This is a genomic window from Ginsengibacter hankyongi, from assembly GCF_008710285.1.
Taxonomy (GTDB): Bacteria; Bacteroidota; Bacteroidia; order Chitinophagales; family Chitinophagaceae; genus Ginsengibacter; species Ginsengibacter hankyongi.
The window spans coordinates 383,724-402,366 of sequence record NZ_VYQF01000001.1 but is presented as its reverse complement, the minus strand read 5'-3'; the positions used below and the strand labels follow the sequence as shown (position 1 = coordinate 402,366).

Genomic DNA, 18,643 nt, shown 5'->3' with positions numbered 1-18,643 from the left:
AACATGCAAAAATTTAAACCTCAAAACAATACTCAATATTTTTTATTGCCACCTTCCGTTGAAGATTTTATTAAGGAGGATCATTTGGCAAGACTGATAGATGAAGTAGTTGATAACATTGATACCTCTGCTATTGAAAATAGTTATAGTTATTTAGGACAGAAAAGTTATCATCCTAAACTTTTACTGAAGCTATTATTTTATGGATATGCTATTGGCATTCGGTCTGGGAGAAAGATTGCCGCAGCCTGCGAAAGCGATGTAGCGTTTATGTTTTTGGCTTGCATGTATAAACCCGACTTCAGAACTATTAACGATTTTAGGAAGAATAATACAGATATAGTTCAACACCTTTTTATAGAGGTTTTGAAGTTATGCCAGGCGATGAATATGGTAAATATTGGAACACTTGTTATAGACTCAACAAAGGTAAGAGCCAATGCCAGTAGCAGGCTCTCAAAAACAAAAGAACAATACGAGCAATGGTTACAAAATATCGAACAAAAGGCTAAAGAAGTAATGGAACAGGCAGAAGCTACGGATAAGGAAGAAGATAAAAAGTATGGTGATAGCAGAGGTGATGAACTGCCTAAAGAAATAAACACAAAAGAAAAACTTAAGAATAAAATAAAGGAAGCATTAAATCAGGTAAGGGAGGATAGTGATAGAATTAATCTTACGGATAACGATGCCAAAGTAATACGTGGCGCAGGCAATTTAAGAACTAATTATAATTGCCAGACTTCTACTACTACTAACGGTATAATCGTAAGCGCTTATGTAACTAATGCAGCAAGTGATAAAGAACATTTGCTACCTGTTATACAGCAAGCAGAAAGTAATACTCAACAGAAAACAAATACCATACTTGCAGATAGTGGTTATGCCTCCTATGATAATTATGAACAACTAAATGAATTAGATAAAACTATCCTTGTACCTGATCAGGAGAAAGAAATGGAACCCATTAAAGCTGCCTTAAATCCTTTCCATCATAATCACTTTGTTTATGATGAAAAAATAACCAGTTCATTTGCCCCGAAGGAAAAACATTGACTTATTATTCTGAAATAGTACATAAAGCCAACAAACAAAAAAGTAAAGTATATCGGGGAACGCAATGCAGTAAATGCCCGAGCAAACTTTTATGCACTAAAGGAAATGCACGACAAATACATGTTGAAAACAGAACCCATTTAAGAACACAGATCAGAAAACTGCTTGATAGTCCTGAAGGTAAAAAAATTTACAGGTTAAGACAACAGATTATAGAACCCATCTTCGGCAATATCAAACACAATTTAAAATACACCATGCTTCATTTACGAACATTGGAAAAGGTAAATGCTGAATGGCAACTGATATGTTTGACACATAACATAAAAAAAATATGGAAAGTAAAATATCCATTTAATATGAAATAAAAATTAATCCTACTGGGTTTTTAAACTTTAAACCAAAGTACTGAATTACTTATCTGAAAAAGACAATCCTATTATTGAAAAAGAAAAAATAATTCTCGGTCAGCCTGATAAGACCAAACAGGCTGGTAAACAAAAAGGCCCGCATGGGTAGAAGTTAATGCATTTGTTATTGTGAGGTACCCCTATGAATGTAATATGGCAATTTAGAAAGGGTGTGAAGCAGCGGGGATGAGTTTGTGTTCTTACACATTGGATGGTTTAGGACGATGATGGTAGGTTCAAACTGATGGAAGACCAGCAAAAGCAAAAAATAATAAAACCCACTGTGGCTTTCCGGCGCAGTGGGTTAATATAACCGTTACCGTTATTCGCAATGCATACATCATCTATGTTGAAAGTTATTAAAAGAGATTTGCTCATTTATTTTCGTGAGATGTAAGTATAAATTCCATGATTACCCAATGAAGAACTGCACACCATATCCTTCCACATGAATGCACGAAAGAATACCTAACCTTGCAAGCAGGGATGCTTCGGCTTATGAAGAAACAGGTAATTCAAAAAAAATAAACATGTTTTAACTGTATATCGGCTACTCAAAGAAATATATCCCTCTCCATTAACTATTTCTTAACGAATATGACACAAGCATGACATGGTTAAAATGTCTTATGGCGGAAAAAGAATAATTTGGATAAAACTTATTCAGCATGAAAACACTCCTTCAAAAACTCGCTCTACCCGTTCTTGTGGCATTGGCTATTGTCAGTTGCTCCAAAAGCAACATTAAAGAAAGTGCTACCCCTACGCAAACAGGCATTGTACCTCATGTGTATGGATTACTTCCTGCATCGGACGCCGCGGTGTCCATACTACCGGTTTTCTCCCCTTCGATATTCAATAAAGGTGTTATCCCGGATGGTTTAACTTATCCAGGCACGCTCCCTGCCAGCTACCTCATTACCACGCCGGCAGTCAGGGACCAGGGGCAGATAGGATCCTGTACCGGCTTTTGCGGTACGGAAGCCAACGAGGTTCTAAAATATTATGCGAAGGGCGGAGCTACGCCAGCCCAGCCATCCATAACGAGCACCTCCGGTGCAATGGCTGCAATTGTTTCCAACAAGTTTTCTGCTCCTTCTACTTATTTCGGTACAGATGGGTCGCTCGCGCCGCTTTTTTTATATTATGTAGAAAGAGTAAAAATTGAAAACTATTCCATTACTTCAGACCCCGGTGCGACTATGGTGAATATAGGACAAGCCTTGCAGGGACTAACAAATAATTCCGGAAGCGGCACTGCCATTACGCCTGAAGGGGAAAGCACCGAAGACCTTTACCCTTACCCAATCACCCTTAATTCACAGGGATACAATGTAGCAACGTCATCTTCCACGCAATTTACCACACCTCCCGGCTCAGCTGCCATCAGCAATGCAACCAATTTCGTTATTGGCTCGCAAAGTGGCTCTACCGGAACTTCCGGAACTACCAGTGCCGGATATTACTACATTCCCGGAACAGGAGATGTGGCAGAAGTGAATAATTGTAAATATGCTATTTTAAATAACAAGCCTGTGCTTATGGGTTTTACCGTATACGATAATCATAATTATACGGTCTTTGAAGGTCTTAACACATCCAGCTATATTTATAACCCGCTTACCAAGGGCACTTTAAGCAAAGGACTGCGGGCCCTCGGGGGCCATGCTGTTCCTCTCGTAGGCTATTTTGATGATGGCAGCGGCTCAGGAAGTACAACCGGTGGCGGATACTTTATTGTACAAAATTCTTGGGGCACACCCTGGGGCTATTACGGCCATTTTTTACTACCGTATTCCGTTTTAAAAAACAGCAAGGTTGTGGGTAATAATAATCTTTTTGTTTTGGTGCAATAGATGGTTAATTGTAATTAATGATCTTACAAGTTTTTCAAAACCTTCCGCACAGGGAGGTTTTTTTTATTGGGTATAACTTTGAAACCCTGCTGTCTGCCGGAAATTATTATTATGGCAAGCAACGTAGTCTCATTAAAACTGAATTTTTGTTATAGATTCAATGTTCGTAAGTCCTTAGTTACACTTGTCCGCCGTGGAGGAAACCTAGGAATAGCGCAACTAACTGTTATGAGCACACTAAGTGTAGCCGGGGAAAGAGAACTATTAAGTATTCATTCCGCACAAACCATTCAAATCAAAAAAATACAAATCAGTATAAGTGAGGTTATCGCTTTGCCGGAATATCAGTAAATTTGAAAACATTGCCCTTATAAGAATTTATGAACAAACCCTTGCATCATTTTTTCACAAAAGATCATCACCGGCTTGATGACTTATTGAGTAAGGCGACTGAGCAACCGGGCGAAATTGAAATGAAATATTATCATCAATTTCGAACCGGTTTATTGCGACATATTAAAATGGAGGAGAAAACCCTCTTCCCAGCTGCAAAAAAAGCGAATCATGCCCTGATGCAGGAACTCATTCCAAGGTATCGGCTGGAACACGGAGCGCTGACTGCCTTAATAGTGCCTCCACCTGCATTGTCTCTGATAAAAGTGATGAGGCATGTTTTGGAAAAACACGATTTGGCTGAAGAGAAACCGGGAGGATTGTACGATGTTTGTGAGGCATTGACGCATGGCCAAACGCAGGAACTTTTAGACCAACTGGCACAGACAGAAGAAGTACCCGTACATCCTCCGAATCCCGCGCCCATTGCCATAGAATCAGCTAGGCGGGCGCTGGCAAGAGCAGGTTATGATTTTGATGAGATTATCCGGCTACCTGACTAAAAATCAACTGAAATATCCGCAAGCAGGGATAAAGAAGGGTATTTTTTCCGGAACCTTCATGCCGCGATGAGAATGTTTAAATAAGAAAATACGCTTACTGCGCTTTCCCGTACAACGTTTAAATAATCTGCGAGTAATCTGATATAGTAAAAGCGGTTTGGGGAATTATTATTTCATCCAGTTGTTGGTGTTCCTGAAAACGCACCGGGCCATGCCCAGCCACACAGGAACATCGGCGGCCTCTTACAGTTTTGGTAACTGTTTTTAATTTTGGAAGTAGAAGACCAGCAAAGGCAAAAATGATATATTCACAAGGAATGTAGCGTTATGGTGAGCATGTTATTAGCCTGTGTGTATGATTATATCACCAGTTTTTTCTTTCACACGATAACGTACTAAATCAATATTTTTTTCTCTGCCCTTATTCAATAACGCGTGGCAATACGTAGTAAAATAATTGTGGCTTAGAAGAAACTTCAATGTTTTTTCTTCCCAATTATCGATAGGCATGTTTCTTAGTTCAAATTCCTTTTTTAATAATTCATCAGTTGTAATAAAGGCTTCAGTGCCCAAATTATAAGTATCTGCATCACAAACAATTTCTTCCAATAATGATTTAGGATTTTGCGGTAACCTTGTTGCGTAAATGCAGCCTTCAATTTTATTCATTACTTCTTTTGCGAGGCCTTTTGTTTGAAGAAATTTCTTCATTAATATAACACCTCTATGTTCATGTAAGTCTGCATCACCCATAAGTTGACCCGTATCGTGAAACCATGCTGCGGCCGATAAGATAAATAATTCAGTCTCACTCAAATGGTAATTAGCTGCTATTTCAGAAGTTCTTTTTACAACTGTTTTTGTATGTTCTACGTTGTGATACATTAAAATGTTAACCCGCGGTTCAATAAACAAGCTTATAACCTGGGTACTTATTTCCTCCAGCAACTGCAAATAATTATTCATTTTTGCACGGGTCTCCTTAATATCCCCTAGCGGTTTTAAGGAATATCTTTTTGGCTTAATCTTTTTTTCATCTAAATCTTTACGGGGAATACGAGTGCGAGTGGTAATGAAATCAAATATTATCATTTTAAATGCCTTTGGTCTGAAGATAGGGGTATAAAAGTTCGATATCCCACATACAAGGTATAAATAATTGTTACAGTTGAAATCTCATCATTAAGTAATCATTCATATTGCCGGGGAATGAGAAATATCCGAATAAAATTGAAACAAAAAAATCCGGCGCTATTTAGTCCTCTTCAATCAATCAATCATTTTATAGCAATTAAAATGTACCATTATGGCAATCGCAGGAAGAACCACAAAAGATGCAGCTCTTAACTTAACTAAAGGATGAAAGAACAGTAGCGAATTTCAGCATGTCTCCTGCAAAGCAGCGCAGGTTACTTCTCTCTAAATTATGAGAATGATAATGCATGCGGTTATAAGTGCTGAATGACAGGAGGAAATAGAAGAACCAATGAAAGATCCAATCGTTTGCACATTCAATATAAGGTGTATAATAAAAAAGCCCTGTGTTACCAGGACCTGAAAGATTGATCACCTTCTATAGATTACTTCATCAAATGTTTCTCTATGCGAAGTGTAATTAATTTAGTCTTTATCTTTTTTAGCTTCTTTTTCTTCGTGAACCTGGTGCTTTGCCGATGCTACGGGATGTTTTACGCCGTGATTTTCAAGATGTTCACCTTGTTTATGAATGCTCCTGCGATGGCGTCCAACTTCTCTATTCTTCTGCATTGCAGATTTAATTCTTAGATGTCCGAGATCCTTGCGGGTTTCTTTTTTATCTTCTTTTTTGTCTTTCACTGAATTTTTAAGTTCTTTCTTGTCCTGTTTGACATCTTTTGACTGAGCCATCGCCCCAGCGCAAAGTACCAAACCGGTTATTAAAAGAGATACAATTTTTTTCATCTTCATTTTATTTGAGATTGTAATTGAATTATTACCAATCAAAGGTGAACTTCTTTTCTGTTAAGTATTACACAACATCAAAAACGCGGGGTTCTTTAACATCTTTAATTGAAACAATATCTCAATGGTTGAATTCCTGAGTATGAAAAAGATTATTACACTATTATTCTTTGCAGGGTGTTTAAGCACTTCATTTGCCCAATCAGGCCATCGCCGGCAAACTAATCAACCTAACGGTAACGGATACCAGTCAAACCAAAATTCCGAAAACAATACGGATCAATATTCACAAAACTCCGGATATGGTAATGGAGGTTACAGCAATAACCAACGAAACAACCGGAATACTGAAAATAACTATGGATATAATAATGACAGAGACAGCCAGGACAGGGGAGATATGAGGAGAGATCAACATGGCTATTCACGCGACAATCAAAGAGGATGGGAAGATCGTTCATACAGGTCGTGGAACAGAGAGTCAAGACATCACAGGATGTATCGTGATGATGACAGGGATTAATAATTCACCTTCTTAAGTCAGCCCTGCAATTGCGGGGTTTTTTATTTCATAGCTTAATCCCTGGTATCATCGTTCTTTTGTTCTGTATCTTTTAGTTCCTGCTCCATCTCGTTCTTAATATCATGCAGGTGATGAACTTCATCTATGGAATGCGGCTGCTGCAACGTCTCTTCTTTTTTAGCGAAATCGCTGAGCTTTGTATAATACTTATGAATTACTTTTAGCTCTTCCTCGGTCATGTTTTCTGCATTAAGCAGCCGGTTACTTGCAATTTCATTTGCTGCCACGAGTTCATTGAGCTTCAGTTGTATGGCCAAAGAATGTTTGTTTTGTGTTTTCTGAATTAAGAATACCATCAGGAATGTTATGATAGTTGCGCCGGTACTTATAAAAGTTTGCCAGGTTTCTGAATAGTGAAACAAGGGCCCGGCAACAACCCATATAATTATTATTAAAAATGCCACCATAAATGCAGCGGTGGTGCCTGTTGCTTTCGTTACAGACGATGCGAATCTTTCAAAGCTATAGTTTGAGCGTAGCTCACTTTTCTTTTTCATATTATTGTTTGATTGTTAGTAATAAAATTTAAAAAAAATTGCATTAACCGGACTTTTATCAATTGATAATTCTATTGGATAAGGAGATTTTTCATTTCCGTAACTTGTTTATATTCCATTAATGTTTGTTATATCAATATTAAGCAAATAAGGTTCAAGCGTTATATATTTTAACTATAAATAAAATTACAGGCACGCTGTAAGCATTACAAAATATTTATTGTTTTTTATCTTTCGCGCCTCTTCGGCCAAGAAAGTGGTTGTGATGATCATGCTTGCGATCGTTGGTGTATGAGACGTAACCCAAACAGTAATAAGCGTGAGGCGGTTGACTTCAAATTTAGCTATAGTGTTGAATAACAGGAATCAGCTTAAAAATTAGCAAAAGTAACAAGAAGAAATCCCTGGCATGATTATTAATAACAATTCTTAAAACTTATAAGCATGAATAATTTTCTTAGAACAATAATAGCCGGCTATGGTGCCAAAAAGCTTGGAGGCGGATGTTTTGGAACTATCATTGTTTTTATAATTATTTACTACGCTTTGGGAACTTGTAATTCACACCCGGTTCAAACCGTCCCGCAACATCATTCAAGTTTACAAAAGGTGCATCGGACAGATTTAACATCCGGGCCAAAGATTAGTGTCGCAGCATTGAAACACTGAAGTGAAGAGTTAGGAATTTATATAGATTCGATTGTATCTATCTCCGTGGTTTTTATCTCACAAACCACAGAATGCGGGATTCCCCACAAGCGCTACTAACCCTGGGAGACAAACTAACGAAAGCGGAGGTGATCCTGCCTAAGCAAGTTCTTTGAAAGGCATTCGTCCGTGGTCAACCTAAACTGTGGATGAGTTTATATCCTTGTTATCCGCTTAAGGATTTCCTCTATCACACCTTTTATCCCCCAATTCTATGTATGTTTGTGAGAGATTTCTAGTTGTATAAAAAAAGCAATTCGCCATGTCAAAGAAAAATTATCTCCCGCTCCTTTTAATTTTTGGGCTGGTGCTCTTCATTAGTCCGCATAGCTTTGCACAATCAAAGGTATTGTCAAATGGTTCCAAAGCACCCCTGTTCACCAGCAAGGCTAGCCTGGCAGGCAATGAATTCGATTTTTCATTAAAAAAAGCCCTTGCGAAAGGACCTGTGGTATTATACTTTTATCCTGCAGCATACACAGGTGGCTGTGATTTGGAAGCTCATACTTTCGCCGAATTTAAGGATAAATTTACGGCAGCAGGAACCACCATTATTGGGGTATCAGCGGATGATATTCAGCGTTTGAATTCATTCTCATCTAATCCCGATTACTGTGCAGGTAAATTTCCTGTGGCTTCGGACCCCGGAGGTAACATTGCAGCAATGTATGGCCTGGAGTTGAAGCCTCCGCAACCGGGTGCTAAAGATGTAACGGGCCAGCAGGTTACGCACGGCTTCATCCCGCGGACAACATTCATTATTAATAAAGATGGAAAAATCGTAGCCGTGTTTTCATCAGCAACAGACCATATATCGCCTGATGAACATGTAAAAAAGTCATTGGCAATTGTATCGAAACTGTAGTTTGAAGCGGGGAGTTGGTTGGGCATCATCTAAAATAATTATTTATCGGCTCCAGCCTGCGCACGGAAAGCAATCCATTTATAATTTTGTGCCGGTGGTATCTTTTTTTGTAAGGTTGGCAGGCATTGTGTGTAAGCCGTCCGCCGGTGCAGTCGACATTTGTTGTTTCTGCTGAGAAGCATATCGCTTATAAGCTCTTAATTCGCTTGCATACTCATCCACTGGCCAGTTTTCATCAATATCCTGGATGGCTATTAAATCACTGTCTTTCTTTGGCACAGTAAGCGGTTGATTGTTTTTATATTGAGTGTTATATTGGGTTAGCCGGTTTTGCAGTGCTATAATATGGGCTTTAGCTTTACTTTTTATATCTGATTCTTTTACGCGCAGCACGCTTACATTTAAACCGCTTATCTTTTCCTGTGTAGTGGATTTATCAATAAGTCTTTCCTGTTTTTTTTCACGGTTACCACCTATAAGTGCCAACACTCCATGAGCTGCAAGATTCGCACCCGCCAGTTGACCGAATACGCTGCCGTTTTGAAGAACAACCAGTATTAGCACAACAAAAAAAAGCCTGCTTGTTGGTTTCATTAAAAAGTTTTTTAACCTTTGATTAATCAATATTCCATAAATCTAAGATCATTTTTTCTTTTGGAAAAATCATAAGCCAGGTAATACTACTTCCCCCCAAGGCCCCTCTTCTTGGCGGGCGTCCTCAACCCGCATTCCTGAGCTTGACTATCAAAGAATGGTTATTTTTTAAATCTTACAATTTATTCTTTGTTGTTTAATTCATTATCCATACTTTTGCACTCCCAAAATAAATTGGTCTGATAAAAGTTCTTTAAATATGTCTCAGAGAATCAGAATTAAACTTCAGTCTTACGATCATAATCTTGTTGATAAATCAGCAGAAAAAATTGTTAAGACCGTTCGCAGCACAGGAGCAGTAGTTACAGGTCCTATTCCTTTACCTACTCATAAAAAAATATTTACTGTTTTGCGTTCACCTCACGTTAATAAAAAGGCACGTGAGCAGTTTCAATTGTGTACGCACAAGCGTTTGCTGGATATTTATACCAGCAGTTCAAGAACAGTAGATGCGCTATCAAAGCTTGATTTGCCATCTGGTGTGGACGTAGAAATAAAAGCATAAAAGTTATCTTCCCCTTCTCCATGACGAGAAGAACGGGATGAGGCTTAAAAAGTTCTTATATAAAATTGTAACATCCATCTATACTAAGCTTGTCGAAGTAGAGCGCTGGATATAATTAAAATAGAAATGAAAAGTATTATTGGAAAGAAAGTTGGCATGACCAGCATTTTCGATACTAACGGCAGGCAGACTGCTGTGACCATTATTGAAGCTGGCCCATGTGTTGTAACTCAGAAGAAAACTGTAGATACTGACGGATATAATGCAGTCCAGATTGCTTTTGGAGATAAAAAAGAAAAGCATACCCTCCTCTCAGAAAAAAACCATTTTGCCAAGGCAAATACACCGGCAAAGAAATTCGTAAAAGAAATACGCGATAGCGAAACAGATAAAAATATTGGCGACACCATTAGTGTTGACATATTTAATGAAGGCGATAAAGTGATTGTTGAAGGCACCACTAAGGGAAAGGGGTTCCAGGGTGTTGTAAAACGTCATGGCTTTCATGGAGTGGGCGAGCAGTCTCACGGCCAGCATGACAGATCCAGGGCGCCCGGCTCTGTTGGCGGATCTTCTTATCCTTCAAGAGTATTTAAAGGTATGCGTATGGCTGGCCGTATGGGCAGCGATAAAGTACAGGTAAAAGGCCTGAAGGTGGTGAAGATCTTTCCTGAAAAAAATTATTTATTAATAAGTGGCTCGGTTCCCGGCCATAATGGTTCCATCCTTTTAATTAAGAAGTAATATGAAATTAGATATAATAAATATAGAAGGAAAAAAGACCGGCCGAAATATCGAGTTACCTGATGAAATATTTGGTGCAGATCCTAATAGTCATGTTATCTGGCTGGCTGTAAAGCAACATTTAGCCGCCCGCCGCCAGGGTACTCATAAAGTAAAAACGAGGGCCGAGGTAGAAGGTTCTTCAAAGAAACTTCATAAGCAAAAAGGTACCGGTGGAAGCCGTAAAGGAAATCTTCGTAACCCGTTATATAAAGGTGGTGGTACGGTTTTCGGACCAAAGCCTCATGGTTATGATATTAAACTGAACCGCAAGGTAAAAGACCTTGCTAAAATTGGTGCACTAAGTTCTAAAGCGAAAGAAAATAAAATTTTTATTGTTGAAGATATCACCATGGAAGCGCCTGCCACTAAAAAATTCGCTCAAATATTTAATACAATAGTTCCGGAAAGCAGGAAGGCTTTATTTATAATGCCGGAGCATAATGACAATGTGTATAAGAGTTTCAGGAATGCACCTTCCATCTGTGGAACATTACTGAGCGATGTCAATACTTATGATATCATGAATTCCGATACGGTAGTATTTACTGAAAGCGCGGCGAAGATATTTGTTGAAGAAAACGAAGACCAAAATAAAGAAGCAGCAGAAGCGACGAAATAGAAGAAAGTAATTTAAGAAACAAAAAAATTAAAAAGACATGAAACTGTCTGAAGTTTTAATAAAGCCGGTATTGTCAGAGAAAGTGAACCGTCTAACGGAAAAGCATAATCGCTATACCTTTATTGTTAACAGGAAGGCCAACAAACTGGAGATTAAGAAAGCGGTAGAAGAGTTTTACGGTATCCAGGTGGAAGATGTAAATACATTAACGATGCCTTCAAAAGTTAAACAACGCAATACCAAAGCGGGTTTACTTACAGGACGTAAACCTGCAAAGAAGAAAGCAGTAGTTACCGTGGCCGAAGGTGAAAGCATAGATTTATACGGAAATATATAAGGGAATAATTTTTAAAATCCCGTTACAACCGGGACTAAAATAAATTAAAATGGCTTTAAGAAAATACAAACCAACAACCGCAGGAACACGCTGGAGAATTGGTAATGCGTATGCAGAAGTTACTACAAACGTTCCTGAAAAGAGTTTGGTAGAAAAAGTGCATCACACTGCAGGCCGCAATGCACAGGGCCGCAGGAGCATGCGCTATTTGGGCGGCGGGCATAAAAAAATGTATCGCGTAATTGATTTTAAAAGAAATAAAAAAGATATTCCTGCAACGGTAAAGTCAATTGAATATGATCCTAACAGGAGTGCATTCATCGCTTTAATTTCTCATGTTGACGGCGAGAAAAGATACATACTTGCTCCGCAGGGATTGCAGATCGGCGCTTCTATAATAAGTGGCGACGCGGTTGCCCCTGAATTGGGTAATGCTTTAATGCTTAAGAATATTCCTTTAGGAACGGTGATTCACAATATTGAAATGCAACCGGGCCAGGGCGGCAAATTGGCAAGAAGTGCCGGTTCATCCGCACAACTTGCGAATAAGGAAGAAAAATACGCCGTATTGAAAATGCCTAGTGGGGAGCTAAGAAAAATTCTGATTAACTGCTATGCAACAGTAGGTGTGGTAAGCAATAGTGATCACAATCTTGAAAGCAAAGGCAAGGCGGGTAGAAACAGGTGGCTGGGAGTTAGACCCAGGACAAGAGGTGTGGCAATGAACCCGGTTGATCACCCGATGGGTGGTGGTGAAGGTAAAGCTTCCGGCGGACATCCACGAAGCAGGACCGGTAAATATGCAAAGGGACAAATCACCCGTGTGCGTGGAAAAGGTTCAGATAAAATGATCATACAAAGAAGGAACGGTAAGAAATTACCTAATAAATAAATAAACAATTACCGTTAAAATGGCCATACGGGTTATGGCAAATCAACAAAAAATAAATTATGGCTCGTTCAATTAAAAAAGGTCCTTATGTAGAAGCTAAGCTGGAGAATAAAGTGCTTGGCATTAATGAGGGGAAATCGAAGAAAGGTGTTATCAAAACATGGTCGCGTCGCTCTACAATTACTCCTGACTTTGTTGGTCACACATTCGCGGTGCATAACGGAAATAAATTTATTCCTGTATATGTAACGGAATTTATGGTAGGGCATAAGTTGGGTGAATTTGCCCCAACAAGAAACTTTAAAGGTCATTCAAGTAAAAAGATCGCATAATTTTCAGATATACGCTGAATAAAGAAAATAAATAAAATGGAAGCTGTAGCTAAATTAAATAATTACCCCACTTCTCCCCGCAAAATGCGTTTGCTGGCAGATTTGATACGTGGGCTTGAAGTTGAGAAAGCGTTAGGAATTTTGCAATTCAATCCTAAGCACCCGGCTGTGCCAATGTATAAATTATTAAAGAGCGCTATTAATAACTGGGAACAAAAGAACACTGATGAAAAAGTGGAAGACGCAGGCCTGATTGTAAAAACAATTATGGTAGATGGCGGAAGGGTTATTAAACGCATGCGCCCCGCTCCTCAAGGACGTGGGTATCGGGTTCGCAAACGCAGCAACCACGTTACTATTATTGTTGATAGTAAAAATCATAATGGAACTCCTTCTGTGAAAAAAAGTTTGGCTAAAGCTGAACCTGTAGTTGATGAAGTTGTGCCGGAAACAGAAGAAAAAGCGGTTGCACCAAGAAAAGCGGCTCCTAAAAAGGCGGCTACGAAAAAGGAAGCAACAGCTAAAACAGCAACTAAAAAAGAGAAGCCTGCTGAAGATAAAACTGAAAAGAAATCTCCGGCTAAAAAAACTAAAAAATAAAAACCGAATATGGGTCAAAAAACAAATCCGATTGGTGCCAGGTTAGGAATCATCCGTGGATGGGATAGCAACTGGTTTGCTCACCCTAAAGACTATGCGAAGAAGTTGATTGAAGATGATAAAATAAGAACTTATCTAAATGCCCGTATTAACAAAGGCGGTATAGCAAAGATTGTTATTGAGCGTACTCTTAATAAATTAATTGTAACTATTCATACCTCAAAGCCCGGGATTATTATTGGTAAAGGCGGTGGAGAAGTTGACCGCATCAAAGAGGAATTGAAAAAGCTTACCGGTAAAGATGATGTTCAGATAAACATACTTGAGATACGCCGTCCTGAGCTTGATGCAAATATTGTAGCGGATACGATCGCAAGACAAATTGAAAATCGTATCAATTATAAAAGAGCAATCAAGATGTCAATTGCTTCTGCCCTTAGAATGGGTGCAGAAGGGATTAAAGTAAGAGTAGGCGGAAGATTAGGTGGTGCCGAAATTGCACGTAGCGAAGAAATTAAACAAGGGCGTACTCCATTGCATACATTACGTATGGACATCGATTATGCTAATGTATTTGCACAAACCGTTTATGGTAAAATAGGAGTGAAAGTGTGGATTTGTAAAGGTGAGGTTCTTGCAAAAAGAGATCTTAACCCGAATATAATTGCAGGTGGCGGAAAAAGCGATAACGAAATGCAGAGTGATAGGAGAGGCGGATTCAGCGACAGACGCGGTGGTGGTGACAGGGGAGGTGATAGACGCGGTGGCGGTGGCGGAGATAGAAGAGGCGGAGGCGGTGGAGATAGACGAGGTGGCGGTGGCGGCGGACGCAGATAATTTTTTTGAAAGCTTTTTTGAAACAAAAGATTTCAACTATTCAACAACTTAATAATTCAACAATTAATTTATGTTACAGCCAAAAAGAACGAAGCACAGAAAGATGCAGAAAGGCCGTATGAAAGGTGATACCAAGCGTGGTGCTTCTATAGCATTTGGAACGTTTGGCTTAAAAGCTCTTGAAGAAGTTTGGTTAACTAACAGGCAAATTGAATCGGCAAGGCAGGCATTAACCCGCCACATGAAACGTGAAGGAAATGTTTGGATAAGAATATTCCCTGATAAGGCCATTACGAAAAAGCCGGCCGAAGTGAGGATGGGTAAGGGTAAAGGAAACCCTGAATATTTTGCCGCTGTTGTGCAGCCGGGCAGAATTATTTTTGAAGCCGATGGAGTATCTGAGCAGGTTGCAAAAGAAGCCTTCGAATTAGCGGCTCAAAAATTACCTATCGCAACAAAATTTGTTATAAGAAGAGATTACCAGGCATAATTAGTAGTAAACTGGTTTGCTAATTTTAAATAAAACAAAATGTCTAATAAGAACGATTTTAAAAACAGTTTAAAAGAGATGAGTGAAACGGACCTTAAGTCAAGGATCGAAGAAGATGAACTGCGTATAAAAAAATTAAAATTTGCTCATGCTGTTTCCCCGTTGGAAAACCCAATGAGTATTCGTGGTGTCAGGAAAGACCTGGCCCGTTTAAAAACTGAATTAAGAGCAAAACAATCTGGCTCTAAATCATAAAAAATACAATAATGCCCGATAGAAATTTAAGAAAAACAAGAACAGGTGTGGTTTCCAGCAATAAAATGGATAAAACCATTACTGTAAAGGTTGAAAGAAAAGTAAAGCATCCTTTATATGGTAAGTTCATTAAAAAGACTACCGGCTTTCACGCACACGACGAAAAAAATGAGTGCAGCATTGGGGATGTTGTAAAAATTATGGAAACAAGACCCATGAGCAAATTAAAGCGCTGGAGATTGGTAGAAGTTATTGAAAAAGTGAAATAATTAATCAGCAAAGGCTGGTTGAAAATGTTTTTGAAATAAAATGGTTTAATTGCTCAAAGCTATAGTGTTGAGAGCTCAAAGATTATTAAAATGATTCAGCAAGAAAGCAGGCTAAATGTAGCAGATAACAGCGGGGCAAAAGAAGTATTGTGCATACGTGTTCTTGGAAATTCGGGCCAGGATTACGCTCATGTGGGCGATAAAATAGTAGTGACAGTAAAAGATGCGTTACCTGCAGGTGGTATTAAAAAAGGAACGGTAAGCAAGGCGGTAATAGTTCGTACTAAAAATAAACTTCGCCGTAAAGATGGTTCTTATATCAGGTTCGATGATAATGCAGTGGTGCTTTTGAATGCAGCTGATGAACCAAGGGGAACAAGGATTTTTGGGCCGGTTGCCCGTGAACTAAGAGATAAGGGCTATATGAAGATAATTTCACTTGCCCCCGAAGTATTATAATTGTATCTTTGCACCCCCAAAAAAATGGGGTTTTTAATAAGAAATAAATAAGAAATAAACAAGACAAAACATTTGTCAAAAATGAAGACAAGATTTAAACCAAAGTTCAGTATAAAAAAGGGCGATTCAGTGGTAGTGATAACCGGTGATGATAAGGACCTTAAAAAGCCGCGCAAGGTGCTGCAGGTAATTACTGAGAAAAACCGTGTACTCGTAGAAGGAGTAAATTTTGTAACAAAACATACAAAGCCTTCTGCACAAAATACCAAGGGTGGCATCATGAAAGTGGAGGCGCCGGTAGCCATTTCAAATGTAATGCTTTGGGATGCTAAGTCTCATGGACATTCAAAAGTGAGCAGAACAAGAACTGAGGATGGAAAATTAGTAAGAACAGCAAAAAAATCAGGGGAGGTAATTAAATAATGAGCACCGAAAAATATACTCCGAGACTGGCAGAAAAGTATAAGAAAGAAGTTATACCTGCCTTAATGAAAAAGTTTGCATACAAATCGATCATGCAGGCACCAAGGCTTACAAAAGTTTGCATCAACCGTGGTGTTAACGGGGCCGTTGCGGATAAGAAATTAGTTGACGTTTCTATTGAAGAGTTAACAACTATTACCGGCCAGAAGGCGGTAGCAACCATGTCTAAAAAAGATATATCCAACTTTAAGTTGCGTAAGAATATGCCCATTGGTGCCAAGGTAACTTTGCGCGGGGTAAATATGTATGAGTTTGTTGATCGTTTAGTATCTGTTTCTCTTCCGAGGGTGCGTGATTTTAAAGGTATCAACGATAAGTCTTTCGACGGCCGTGGAAACTATACCCTGGGAGTAACTGAACAAATTATTTTCCCTGAAATTGATATTGACAAAGTAAACAAGATTACCGGGTTAGATATCACATTTGTAACAACAGCAAACACAAACGAAGAAGCATTTGAATTACTGAAAGAGTTGGGGATGCCTTTTAAAAATATTAAAAAATAACCCTTCGATAAACTCAGGGTGACAAACAAAATAAAAAGTTATGGCTAAAGAGTCAGTAAAAGCAAGACAGAAGAAACGTGAGAAGATGGTAGCGCAATATGCTGAAAAAAGAAAAGCTTTGAAAGTAGCGGGAGATTATCGGGGTCTTGATCTTCTTCCAAAAAATGCATCTCCTGTTCGTTTAAAAAACCGTTGCCAGCTTACAGGCCGGCCACGCGGATACTTAAGGCACTTTGGAGTTTCAAGAAATATTTTTCGTGATATGGCTTTGCAGGGAAAAATTCCCGGCGTAAAAAAGGCAAGCTGGTAAAAACTAATATCAAATGGTATCAATGGATATCGCATTGTAAATAAATAAAAAAGTAAAATACACAATGGTTACTGATCCTATAGCAGATTATTTAACAAGAATACGCAATGCCCAAATGGCAAATCACAGGCTTGTTGAAATTCCTGCAAGTAATTTAAAAAAGCGCATCACTGAAATCTTATACGATAAAGGATATATCCTTAAATATAAATTTGAAGATGATTCAAAGCAAGGTCTTATTAAAATAGCTTTGAAATACGATCCCTCAACTAAACTTCCTGCAATTCAAAGCCTGGAAAGAGTTAGTCGCCCGGGTTTACGTACTTATTCCAAGCCTGATGAATTTAAAAGGGTAAAGAATGGATTAGGAATCGCTATTGTTTCTACCTCCAAAGGTGTAATGACTGATAAAGAAGCAAAGGCTCAGAATGTAGGTGGAGAAGTATTGTGTAATATTTATTAATTTTTTTTGGTAAGATAATTAAGCCTTAGTCGTGGCTGAACTCTGCCAGAGTAATAACAAAATAAAAAACCGGCTATGTCAAGAATTGGAAAAAACCCTGTAGTTATCACAAAGGGGGTTAATGTTAGTGTAGGTTCTGATAATGTGATAACCGTTAAAGGACCTAAAGGTGAATTAAAACAAGCAATTGACCGTGATATCAAAGTTGAGGTTAAGGATGATAAAGTAGAATTTGTGCGTCCGACTGACCAGATCAGGCACAAAGCTTTACATGGTTTATATCGTTCACTTGTAAACAACATGGTACAAGGTGTAACTGAAGGTTATGTAAAAAAACTGGAATTGGTAGGGGTGGGTTACAAAGCTGCTAACCAGGGAAACCTGCTTGATCTTTCTTTAGGATATTCTCATAATATAGTTTTTGAAATCCCTAAAGAATTAAAAGTGGGTACATCCCAGGAAAAAGGAAAGAACCCGATTATTACCCTTGAAAGCATAGATAAGCAATTGCTTGGCCAGGTTGCTGCAAAAATCCGCAGCTTACGTAAACCTGAACCTTACAAAGGAAAAGGTGTGAAGTTTGAAGGTGAAGTGTTGCGTAGGAAAGCTGGTAAATCTGCTGGTAAATAAGAAAATAAATAACATATCTCCGGCAGTATCGGGGAGCAAATAGAATAACAATGAACTCAAAAGTTAGTGCAAGGCAAAAAATAAGATACCGCATTCGCAAAAAGATTAGCGGAAGTGCACAAAAGCCGCGGCTTAGTGTTTTTAGGAGTAACCGTGATATATATGTACAATTGATTGATGATGCTAATGGAGTTACCCTTGCTGCAGCGTCTTCTAAACAGGCTGACATTGCTGCTCAAAAAGTAAACAAAGTGGAGAAGAGCAAATTGGTAGGTTCGGCCATAGCAAAAAAATCAGAAGAACTGGGAATTAAAGATGTAGTATTTGACCGTAGTGGTTATATTTATCATGGACGCATTAAAGCAGTAGCGGAAGGTGCCAGAGAAGGCGGTCTTCAATTTTAA

29 protein-coding genes are annotated in these 18,643 nt (G+C 38.7%); 25 read left to right on the top strand and 4 right to left on the bottom strand.

Going from position 1 to position 18,643, the window contains the following annotated elements:
* Window positions 1-3 precede the first annotated feature (3 nt).
* From FW778_RS01800 to FW778_RS01785, 4 genes are all read left to right on the top strand, one after another.
* Window positions 4-1,056 carry a transposase gene (locus FW778_RS01800; RefSeq protein WP_150412888.1) on the top strand — a complete coding sequence of 351 codons (1,053 nt, stop codon included), beginning with the start codon at window positions 4-6 and terminating at the stop codon, window positions 1,054-1,056.
* Window positions 1,053-1,424 (top strand): transposase, encoded by a 372-nt coding sequence (locus FW778_RS23665; RefSeq protein ID WP_202552025.1) that lies wholly within the window; start codon window positions 1,053-1,055, stop codon window positions 1,422-1,424. The genes FW778_RS01800 and FW778_RS23665 overlap by 4 nt, the downstream gene beginning before the upstream one ends.
* A gap of 710 nt (window positions 1,425-2,134) precedes the next feature.
* On the top strand, window positions 2,135-3,322 hold the full coding sequence (locus FW778_RS01790) for a C1 family peptidase (protein ID WP_150412887.1): 1,188 nt from the start codon (window positions 2,135-2,137) through the stop codon (window positions 3,320-3,322).
* A gap of 380 nt (window positions 3,323-3,702) precedes the next feature.
* The gene (locus FW778_RS01785) at window positions 3,703-4,218 is read left to right on the top strand and encodes a hemerythrin domain-containing protein (RefSeq protein ID WP_150412886.1); all 516 of its coding nucleotides are present in this window, start codon (window positions 3,703-3,705) and stop codon (window positions 4,216-4,218) included.
* Window positions 4,219-4,560: 342 nt separating this feature from the next.
* On the opposite strand, the gene FW778_RS01780 is transcribed toward FW778_RS01785, so the two are convergent.
* Complete coding sequence (locus tag FW778_RS01780; RefSeq protein WP_150412885.1) at window positions 4,561-5,310, bottom strand: HD domain-containing protein; 750 nt, start codon at window positions 5,308-5,310, stop codon at window positions 4,561-4,563.
* Between the two features lie 528 nt (window positions 5,311-5,838).
* Entirely contained in the window at window positions 5,839-6,159 is a 321-nt protein-coding gene (locus tag FW778_RS01775; protein WP_150412884.1) for a hypothetical protein, read from the bottom strand.
* A 142-nt stretch (window positions 6,160-6,301) separates the two neighbouring features.
* Between FW778_RS01775 and FW778_RS01770 the strand changes: the two genes are divergently transcribed.
* The gene (locus FW778_RS01770; RefSeq protein ID WP_150412883.1) at window positions 6,302-6,682 is read left to right on the top strand and encodes a hypothetical protein; all 381 of its coding nucleotides are present in this window, start codon (window positions 6,302-6,304) and stop codon (window positions 6,680-6,682) included.
* A gap of 53 nt (window positions 6,683-6,735) precedes the next feature.
* On the opposite strand, the gene FW778_RS01765 is transcribed toward FW778_RS01770, so the two are convergent.
* Window positions 6,736-7,239 (bottom strand): low affinity iron permease family protein, encoded by a 504-nt coding sequence (locus FW778_RS01765; RefSeq protein WP_150412882.1) that lies wholly within the window; start codon window positions 7,237-7,239, stop codon window positions 6,736-6,738.
* Between the two features lie 444 nt (window positions 7,240-7,683).
* Here FW778_RS01765 and FW778_RS01760 point away from each other — a divergent pair, with 444 nt between their 5' ends.
* Entirely contained in the window at window positions 7,684-7,908 is a 225-nt protein-coding gene (locus FW778_RS01760) for a hypothetical protein (protein WP_150412881.1), read from the top strand.
* A gap of 301 nt (window positions 7,909-8,209) precedes the next feature.
* Window positions 8,210-8,812 (top strand): peroxiredoxin, encoded by a 603-nt coding sequence (locus FW778_RS01755; RefSeq protein WP_150412880.1) that lies wholly within the window; start codon window positions 8,210-8,212, stop codon window positions 8,810-8,812.
* A gap of 78 nt (window positions 8,813-8,890) precedes the next feature.
* On the opposite strand, the gene FW778_RS01750 is transcribed toward FW778_RS01755, so the two are convergent.
* Entirely contained in the window at window positions 8,891-9,406 is a 516-nt protein-coding gene (locus tag FW778_RS01750; protein WP_150412879.1) for a hypothetical protein, read from the bottom strand.
* Window positions 9,407-9,665: 259 nt separating this feature from the next.
* On the opposite strand from FW778_RS01750, the gene rpsJ reads away from it, so the two are divergent.
* The 18 genes from rpsJ to rplR all read left to right on the top strand — a co-directional run bounded on the left by rpsJ (window position 9,666) and on the right by rplR (window position 18,643).
* Window positions 9,666-9,971, top strand: coding sequence for a 30S ribosomal protein S10 (gene rpsJ / locus FW778_RS01745; protein WP_123122649.1), 306 nt, complete (start codon window positions 9,666-9,668; stop codon window positions 9,969-9,971).
* Between the two features lie 126 nt (window positions 9,972-10,097).
* A complete protein-coding gene (rplC, locus tag FW778_RS01740; protein ID WP_150412877.1) occupies window positions 10,098-10,715 on the top strand; it encodes a 50S ribosomal protein L3 in 618 nt (205 codons plus the stop codon).
* Between the two features lies 1 nt (window position 10,716).
* The gene (gene rplD / locus FW778_RS01735) at window positions 10,717-11,376 is read left to right on the top strand and encodes a 50S ribosomal protein L4 (RefSeq protein WP_150412874.1); all 660 of its coding nucleotides are present in this window, start codon (window positions 10,717-10,719) and stop codon (window positions 11,374-11,376) included.
* Window positions 11,377-11,413: 37 nt separating this feature from the next.
* Window positions 11,414-11,713, top strand: coding sequence for a 50S ribosomal protein L23 (gene rplW / locus FW778_RS01730; RefSeq protein ID WP_150412873.1), 300 nt, complete (start codon window positions 11,414-11,416; stop codon window positions 11,711-11,713).
* A gap of 49 nt (window positions 11,714-11,762) precedes the next feature.
* Window positions 11,763-12,605, top strand: coding sequence for a 50S ribosomal protein L2 (rplB, locus tag FW778_RS01725; RefSeq protein WP_150412870.1), 843 nt, complete (start codon window positions 11,763-11,765; stop codon window positions 12,603-12,605).
* Between the two features lie 59 nt (window positions 12,606-12,664).
* Entirely contained in the window at window positions 12,665-12,937 is a 273-nt protein-coding gene (gene rpsS / locus FW778_RS01720) for a 30S ribosomal protein S19 (RefSeq protein WP_150412868.1), read from the top strand.
* A 36-nt stretch (window positions 12,938-12,973) separates the two neighbouring features.
* Window positions 12,974-13,537, top strand: coding sequence for a 50S ribosomal protein L22 (gene rplV / locus FW778_RS01715; RefSeq protein ID WP_150412865.1), 564 nt, complete (start codon window positions 12,974-12,976; stop codon window positions 13,535-13,537).
* 9 nt (window positions 13,538-13,546) lie between these two features.
* Window positions 13,547-14,374, top strand: coding sequence for a 30S ribosomal protein S3 (rpsC, locus tag FW778_RS01710; RefSeq protein WP_150412863.1), 828 nt, complete (start codon window positions 13,547-13,549; stop codon window positions 14,372-14,374).
* A gap of 70 nt (window positions 14,375-14,444) precedes the next feature.
* The gene (gene rplP / locus FW778_RS01705) at window positions 14,445-14,864 is read left to right on the top strand and encodes a 50S ribosomal protein L16 (protein ID WP_150412861.1); all 420 of its coding nucleotides are present in this window, start codon (window positions 14,445-14,447) and stop codon (window positions 14,862-14,864) included.
* A 39-nt stretch (window positions 14,865-14,903) separates the two neighbouring features.
* The gene (rpmC, locus tag FW778_RS01700; protein ID WP_150412859.1) at window positions 14,904-15,119 is read left to right on the top strand and encodes a 50S ribosomal protein L29; all 216 of its coding nucleotides are present in this window, start codon (window positions 14,904-14,906) and stop codon (window positions 15,117-15,119) included.
* An 11-nt stretch (window positions 15,120-15,130) separates the two neighbouring features.
* The gene (gene rpsQ / locus FW778_RS01695) at window positions 15,131-15,388 is read left to right on the top strand and encodes a 30S ribosomal protein S17 (RefSeq protein ID WP_150412857.1); all 258 of its coding nucleotides are present in this window, start codon (window positions 15,131-15,133) and stop codon (window positions 15,386-15,388) included.
* Between the two features lie 90 nt (window positions 15,389-15,478).
* On the top strand, window positions 15,479-15,847 hold the full coding sequence (rplN, locus tag FW778_RS01690) for a 50S ribosomal protein L14 (protein ID WP_150412854.1): 369 nt from the start codon (window positions 15,479-15,481) through the stop codon (window positions 15,845-15,847).
* 81 nt (window positions 15,848-15,928) lie between these two features.
* A complete protein-coding gene (gene rplX, locus FW778_RS01685; RefSeq protein WP_150412850.1) occupies window positions 15,929-16,270 on the top strand; it encodes a 50S ribosomal protein L24 in 342 nt (113 codons plus the stop codon).
* Window positions 16,270-16,836 (top strand): 50S ribosomal protein L5, encoded by a 567-nt coding sequence (gene rplE / locus FW778_RS01680; RefSeq protein WP_150412847.1) that lies wholly within the window; start codon window positions 16,270-16,272, stop codon window positions 16,834-16,836. Before rplX ends, rplE begins: the two co-directional genes overlap by 1 nt.
* A gap of 40 nt (window positions 16,837-16,876) precedes the next feature.
* Window positions 16,877-17,146: a 30S ribosomal protein S14 gene (rpsN, locus tag FW778_RS01675; RefSeq protein ID WP_150412845.1), complete on the top strand. Its 270-nt coding sequence runs from the start codon at window positions 16,877-16,879 to the stop codon at window positions 17,144-17,146.
* 64 nt (window positions 17,147-17,210) lie between these two features.
* On the top strand, window positions 17,211-17,609 hold the full coding sequence (rpsH, locus tag FW778_RS01670) for a 30S ribosomal protein S8 (protein ID WP_150412842.1): 399 nt from the start codon (window positions 17,211-17,213) through the stop codon (window positions 17,607-17,609).
* A 75-nt stretch (window positions 17,610-17,684) separates the two neighbouring features.
* Window positions 17,685-18,239 carry a 50S ribosomal protein L6 gene (gene rplF, locus FW778_RS01665; protein WP_150412839.1) on the top strand — a complete coding sequence of 185 codons (555 nt, stop codon included), beginning with the start codon at window positions 17,685-17,687 and terminating at the stop codon, window positions 18,237-18,239.
* 50 nt (window positions 18,240-18,289) lie between these two features.
* On the top strand, window positions 18,290-18,643 hold the full coding sequence (gene rplR, locus FW778_RS01660) for a 50S ribosomal protein L18 (protein ID WP_150412836.1): 354 nt from the start codon (window positions 18,290-18,292) through the stop codon (window positions 18,641-18,643).

Excerpts from the sequence above, each read along its gene's own strand:
- FW778_RS01800 (WP_150412888.1), top strand. The coding sequence starts at position 4 with ATGCAAAAATTTAAACCTCAAAACAATACTCAATATTTTTTATTGCCA.
- FW778_RS01790 (WP_150412887.1), top strand. The coding sequence starts at position 2,135 with ATGAAAACACTCCTTCAAAAACTCGCTCTACCCGTTCTTGTGGCATTG.
- FW778_RS01785 (WP_150412886.1), top strand. The coding sequence starts at position 3,703 with ATGAACAAACCCTTGCATCATTTTTTCACAAAAGATCATCACCGGCTT.
- FW778_RS01780 (WP_150412885.1), bottom strand. The coding sequence starts at position 5,310 with ATGATAATATTTGATTTCATTACCACTCGCACTCGTATTCCCCGTAAA.
- FW778_RS01775 (WP_150412884.1), bottom strand. The coding sequence starts at position 6,159 with ATGAAAAAAATTGTATCTCTTTTAATAACCGGTTTGGTACTTTGCGCT.
- FW778_RS01770 (WP_150412883.1), top strand. The coding sequence starts at position 6,302 with ATGAAAAAGATTATTACACTATTATTCTTTGCAGGGTGTTTAAGCACT.
- FW778_RS01765 (WP_150412882.1), bottom strand. The coding sequence starts at position 7,239 with ATGAAAAAGAAAAGTGAGCTACGCTCAAACTATAGCTTTGAAAGATTC.
- FW778_RS01760 (WP_150412881.1), top strand. The coding sequence starts at position 7,684 with ATGAATAATTTTCTTAGAACAATAATAGCCGGCTATGGTGCCAAAAAG.
- FW778_RS01755 (WP_150412880.1), top strand. The coding sequence starts at position 8,210 with ATGTCAAAGAAAAATTATCTCCCGCTCCTTTTAATTTTTGGGCTGGTG.
- FW778_RS01750 (WP_150412879.1), bottom strand. The coding sequence starts at position 9,406 with ATGAAACCAACAAGCAGGCTTTTTTTTGTTGTGCTAATACTGGTTGTT.
- rpsJ (WP_123122649.1), top strand. The coding sequence starts at position 9,666 with ATGTCTCAGAGAATCAGAATTAAACTTCAGTCTTACGATCATAATCTT.
- rplC (WP_150412877.1), top strand. The coding sequence starts at position 10,098 with ATGAAAAGTATTATTGGAAAGAAAGTTGGCATGACCAGCATTTTCGAT.
- rplD (WP_150412874.1), top strand. The coding sequence starts at position 10,717 with ATGAAATTAGATATAATAAATATAGAAGGAAAAAAGACCGGCCGAAAT.
- rplW (WP_150412873.1), top strand. The coding sequence starts at position 11,414 with ATGAAACTGTCTGAAGTTTTAATAAAGCCGGTATTGTCAGAGAAAGTG.
- rplB (WP_150412870.1), top strand. The coding sequence starts at position 11,763 with ATGGCTTTAAGAAAATACAAACCAACAACCGCAGGAACACGCTGGAGA.
- rpsS (WP_150412868.1), top strand. The coding sequence starts at position 12,665 with ATGGCTCGTTCAATTAAAAAAGGTCCTTATGTAGAAGCTAAGCTGGAG.
- rplV (WP_150412865.1), top strand. The coding sequence starts at position 12,974 with ATGGAAGCTGTAGCTAAATTAAATAATTACCCCACTTCTCCCCGCAAA.
- rpsC (WP_150412863.1), top strand. The coding sequence starts at position 13,547 with ATGGGTCAAAAAACAAATCCGATTGGTGCCAGGTTAGGAATCATCCGT.
- rplP (WP_150412861.1), top strand. The coding sequence starts at position 14,445 with ATGTTACAGCCAAAAAGAACGAAGCACAGAAAGATGCAGAAAGGCCGT.
- rpmC (WP_150412859.1), top strand. The coding sequence starts at position 14,904 with ATGTCTAATAAGAACGATTTTAAAAACAGTTTAAAAGAGATGAGTGAA.
- rpsQ (WP_150412857.1), top strand. The coding sequence starts at position 15,131 with ATGCCCGATAGAAATTTAAGAAAAACAAGAACAGGTGTGGTTTCCAGC.
- rplN (WP_150412854.1), top strand. The coding sequence starts at position 15,479 with ATGATTCAGCAAGAAAGCAGGCTAAATGTAGCAGATAACAGCGGGGCA.
- rplX (WP_150412850.1), top strand. The coding sequence starts at position 15,929 with ATGAAGACAAGATTTAAACCAAAGTTCAGTATAAAAAAGGGCGATTCA.
- rplE (WP_150412847.1), top strand. The coding sequence starts at position 16,270 with ATGAGCACCGAAAAATATACTCCGAGACTGGCAGAAAAGTATAAGAAA.
- rpsN (WP_150412845.1), top strand. The coding sequence starts at position 16,877 with ATGGCTAAAGAGTCAGTAAAAGCAAGACAGAAGAAACGTGAGAAGATG.
- rpsH (WP_150412842.1), top strand. The coding sequence starts at position 17,211 with ATGGTTACTGATCCTATAGCAGATTATTTAACAAGAATACGCAATGCC.
- rplF (WP_150412839.1), top strand. The coding sequence starts at position 17,685 with ATGTCAAGAATTGGAAAAAACCCTGTAGTTATCACAAAGGGGGTTAAT.
- rplR (WP_150412836.1), top strand. The coding sequence starts at position 18,290 with ATGAACTCAAAAGTTAGTGCAAGGCAAAAAATAAGATACCGCATTCGC.